The following is a 4,214-nucleotide window of genomic DNA, read 5'->3' on the forward strand; positions in this document are numbered from 1 at the left end:
CGCCGGCCGGCCGGCGAGGACGCCCGCACCGTACGGGACGCGGACGCCGTCTCCCGGCTGGTGGCCGATGTCGACCTGGTCCAGGACGCGCTGTTGCGGGTGGCGCTGCCCGCACTGTCCGCGGCGGCCGTGTCGGTCGCGGCGGTGGTCTGCGCGGCCCTGGTCTCCCCGCAGGCCGCGCTGGTCCTGGCCGTCGGCCTGGCGGCCGGGGGGCTGCTGCTGCCCGCCCTCACCGCCGTCGCCTCGGCCCGCGCGGCCCGACGGGTGGCCGCGCTCCGCGCCCACCTGGCCCAGCAGGCCGTCGACCTGCTGGACGGCGCCGCGGACCTGCGGATCTTCGGCGCGGCGGACCGGGCGACCGCGCGGGCCGTCGCCACCGCCCGCCGGCTGCGCGCCCACGACCGGGGCGCGGCCCTGCAGTCCGCGCTGGCCGCGGCGGCCCTGACGGTCGTCCAGGGCGGCACGGCCGTCGCGGTCGCCCTGGTCTGCGCGCACTCCGCCTCCGGCGTCTGGACGGTGACCCTTCCCCTGCTGGCACTCGCCGCCTTCGAGCCGCTGACCCCACTCCCGGCCGCCGCCCAGCACCTCACCGCCCTCCCGGAGAGCGCCCGCCGCGTCCACGCCCTGCTGCACGTGCCCGCGCGTCCGGCAGCCGAGGCCGTCGCCACGGACGGCACGGACAATGCGGACGGCACGGACAGCGCGGACGGCACGGACAGCGCGGACGGTGCGAACGCCTCCGCCGCTGCCGGCGGTGACGGAACCTGCCCTCATCTGTCCGTACGGAACCTGTACGTGCGCCACCGCCCCGACGGGCCGTTCGCGGTGCGAGGGGTGAACCTGGAACTCCCGCCCGGACGGCGAGTGGCCGTCGTCGGCCCGAGCGGCGCCGGAAAGTCGACGCTGCTTGCGGCGATCGCCCGCTTCGCCCTGCCGCACCGGGGCCACCTCCTCCTCGACGGCGAGGACCTGACCCGCTTCCCCGAAGCGGCCCTGCGCCGGACGGTCAGCGGAGCCCTCCAGGACGCGCACGTCTTCCACACCTCCGTACGCCACAACCTGCTGCCCGCCCGCCCCGGCGCCACCGACGCCGAACTGCACGAGGCGCTGCGCCGGGCCGGCCTGCTCTCCTGGGTGCTCTCCCTGCCACGGCAGCTGGACACCGTCGTCGGCTCGGACGGGGGCAGGCTGTCGGGCGGTCAGCGCCGCCGGCTGGTCCTGGCCAGGGCACTCCTGGCCGCGCCGCCCGTGCTGCTGCTCGACGAACCGACCGAGGGCCTGGACCCCGCGTCCGCCGACGCCGTCCTGGCCGATGTCCTCACCGCCACCCGCGGCACGTCCCTGATCCTGGTCACCCACCGCACCGAAGGCCTGGAGGCCGTCGACGAGATCCTCGTCATGGACGCCGGCCGCGTCGTCCGCCGCGGCGCCCCCCACGCCGTCCTCACCCTGGCCCCGGACACCCACGACGCGCTCACCGCCCCCGGACCCCACCCGGGCTGACACGGCAGGCGGACTTCCCGCACGGCACCCGGTCCCCGGTCGCCGTGCCGCCGACGCCGGGCCGGCGGTGGACTTCCTCCGTCGCTCCGTCGCTCCGTTGCTCCGGGGCGCGGCACGCGGTACGTGCCGGGCCGTGAGCCCCCGACACCGTACGGAGGCACGCCGCACGTCGGCGTCCGTGACGGCACAGAGGGCGTCGGCACCTCGCCGGGGAGCGTGCACGAGGGTGGTTTGGCTCGTTCGTGTGGTGGTCGGCTTTCGGGCTTGGGGTGTCGTGGGCCGTCCGGGCCGGCGTGGTCGTGCGATCCGGGATGCCGGGTACGGCGTCGGTGAGCGGGGCCCCTGCTCCACCGGAGTGATGGTTCAGGGCCTTCCCGTCGCCTCCGGCCGTACTCATGGAGCCGGGTCGCGCGGGGAAGCCGGTCTCCCGGGCCCGGACCACGCACGGGATGCGTGTCGCCGCCCCGGGGCCGAGTACGCCGGGGACAGCGCGCCCAGGACCGTTCGGGGCGTGCGGCTGAGCAGACCCGCTCCTGCTCGGCCCAGAGGAACGGTGCTGCTCACCGGAGGACCGGTACGGCCCACCGGTGCAGCCCTGCGGACGCCCCCGGCCGGTCCTCGCGCCCGGCCTTCGCCGGGCCCGTCAGGACAGCGGCCGCGTCAGGGCGTACACCGTGCGGAGCACCACCGCGGCGGACAGGACCAGCAGGTGGGAGCCGATCACCGCGTACAGGCTCAGGTCGGCCGTGACCTCCGGGCCGCCCTCCGTGCCCAGCAGCTGCACCCCGAGCACCCCGAAGAAGATCCCCAGGCCGGCCAGCAGCACCCGGCTCAGCAGTTCACCGATCACCCGGCGGTCCCGCGCGTCAGCGAGCAGGCGTACGTTCACGCCGAGCCGGCCCTCCTCCAGCGCGCCGGTGATCCGGTCGAGGCGGCGGGGGAGCCGGCGCAGCACCGGCAGCAGCGCCAGCAACTCGTCGCGCGCGGCGTCCCGTACGGTCTCGGGCTCCAGCTGCCGGGTGAACCGGGCCTGCGCGTACGACCGTGAGGCGGCCAGGACGTCGAAGCCCGCCGACACCCGCCCCAGGGTGCCCTCCAGGGTGGCCAGTGCCCGGAACACCGCCGCGATCTCCGGCGGAACGGCCAGCCGGAAGTCGGCGACCAGCCGGAACAGGTCGGTGAACATCCGCACGTCGGGCGTCGACCCCCGCCCCAGGTGCCGCCCGCTGAACTGGCCGAGCGCCCGCTGGAGCCGCTGCTCGTCCACGTCCTCCGGCCGCTCGGTCACCTCCAGCAGGGCATCGCGCAGCGCGGCCGGGTCGCCGCGGTCCACGGCGAGGAACAGCCCGACCATCGCCGAGCGCAGCCCGCCGTCCAGTCGTCCCACCGAGCCGAAGTCGAGCAGTGCCGGGCTCCCGTCGGGCATCAGCAGGATGTTGCCGGGGTGCGGATCGGCGTGGAAGACACCGTCGTACATGATCTGGTCCAGGAGCGCGGTGAGCAGCGTCCGCGCCAGCTTCGCGCCGTGCTCGGGGCTGTCCGGCCGCGCCTGTCCGAGCGGCACGCCGTCGATCCGGGTCATCACCAGAACCCGTTCGCCGCTCAGCTCGTCGCAGGTGACGGGAAGCGTGACGCCGCCGTCGTGGCGGGCCTCGGCGGCCCGGCGGACCACGGTGAGGTTGCGGGCCTCCACCCGGAAGTCCAGCTCCTCGCGCAGCGCCACCGCGAAGCCGTCGGCGAGAGCGGTGAGGCCCAGCGAACGGCCCCAGTCGGTGCGCTGCTCCAGGGTGCGGGCCAGCCGCCCCACGATGTCCAGGTCGCGGTCCACGGCCGCGTCGATACCGGGCCGCCGCACCTTCACGATGACGCGGGTGCCGTCGTGCAGCACCGCCGCGTGCACCTGGGCGACCGAGGCCGCGGCGAGCGGTTCGCGGTCGAACTCGGCGAACACCTCCTGCGGGGGCGCGCCGAGGCTCTCCAGCAGGACGGCCTCCACCTTCGGCCACGGGGCGGGCGGGACCCGGTCCTGGAGCCGGCTGAGCTCGACGACGTACGGCTCGGGCAGCAGATCGCGCCGGGTGGACATCAGCTGACCCAGCTTCACGAACGTGGTGCCGCCGGCCTGCAGCGCCTCGCGCAGTTCGGCGGCCAGGTGCTCGTGCCGGGTGCCGCCGCCGTTCCTGGCCCGGCCGGTGAGGTACGGGCCGAGGCCGTGCCGGCCGACGACGGCGAGGATCTCGGAGTAGCGGCGGGTGCGGGCCAGCCGCCCCCGTACCGCCCGGATCCGGGCGAGCAGCCGGACGCGGCGCTCCGGCGCCAGCAGATCGAGCAGGACGAGGCACACCATGGCGCTGAGCAGCCCGACGCCGAGCATCAGCGGCAGCAGGGCCGGACCGCGCTCCGGGTTCTGCAGCTGGGTGCCGACCAGCGTTCCGGACACCGTGGCACCGACCAGCGCGGCGGCCACCAGCCGCAGCCCGCCGGTCTCCATGCCGAGCAGCCTCCGGGCGATCAGCGCCGGAAGGACGACGACGGTGAAAGCCCCCAGAACCCCTATAAGCCACATACTGCCCATGGTAGTGAACTCACTTCATAGGAAAGGGAGTTGCGCTCGAGAGCGCCTGGAGCCCGGCTCGAGTCCGGCTCGAGCCCGCTGGGACGGGGCCGCCGACGTCCCGTCGTCCCGCCGTCGTCCCGCCGTCGTCCCGCCG

At 75.8% G+C, this 4,214-nt stretch carries 2 protein-coding genes; one reads left to right on the forward strand and one right to left on the reverse strand.

The annotated features are described in order from the left end of the window. Positions 1-1,503 (forward strand): thiol reductant ABC exporter subunit CydC (gene cydC / locus AOK11_RS26335; protein WP_055596210.1); only part of this gene is annotated, 1,503 nt, incomplete at its 5' end. 643 nt (positions 1,504-2,146) lie between these two features. Here cydC and AOK11_RS26340 read toward each other — a convergent pair. Next, a complete protein-coding gene (locus tag AOK11_RS26340; RefSeq protein ID WP_240497492.1) occupies positions 2,147-4,069 on the reverse strand; it encodes an ABC1 kinase family protein in 1,923 nt (640 codons plus the stop codon). Positions 4,070-4,214 lie beyond the last annotated feature (145 nt).

The organism is Streptomyces hirsutus, from assembly GCF_001418415.1.
Classification (GTDB): domain Bacteria; phylum Actinomycetota; class Actinomycetes; order Streptomycetales; family Streptomycetaceae; genus Streptomyces; species Streptomyces hirsutus.

What these genes read in the sequence shown, in the direction of transcription:
- AOK11_RS26340 (WP_240497492.1), bottom strand. Translation starts at nt 4,069, where the DNA reads ATGTGGCTTATAGGGGTTCTGGGGGCTTTCACCGTCGTCGTCCTTCCG.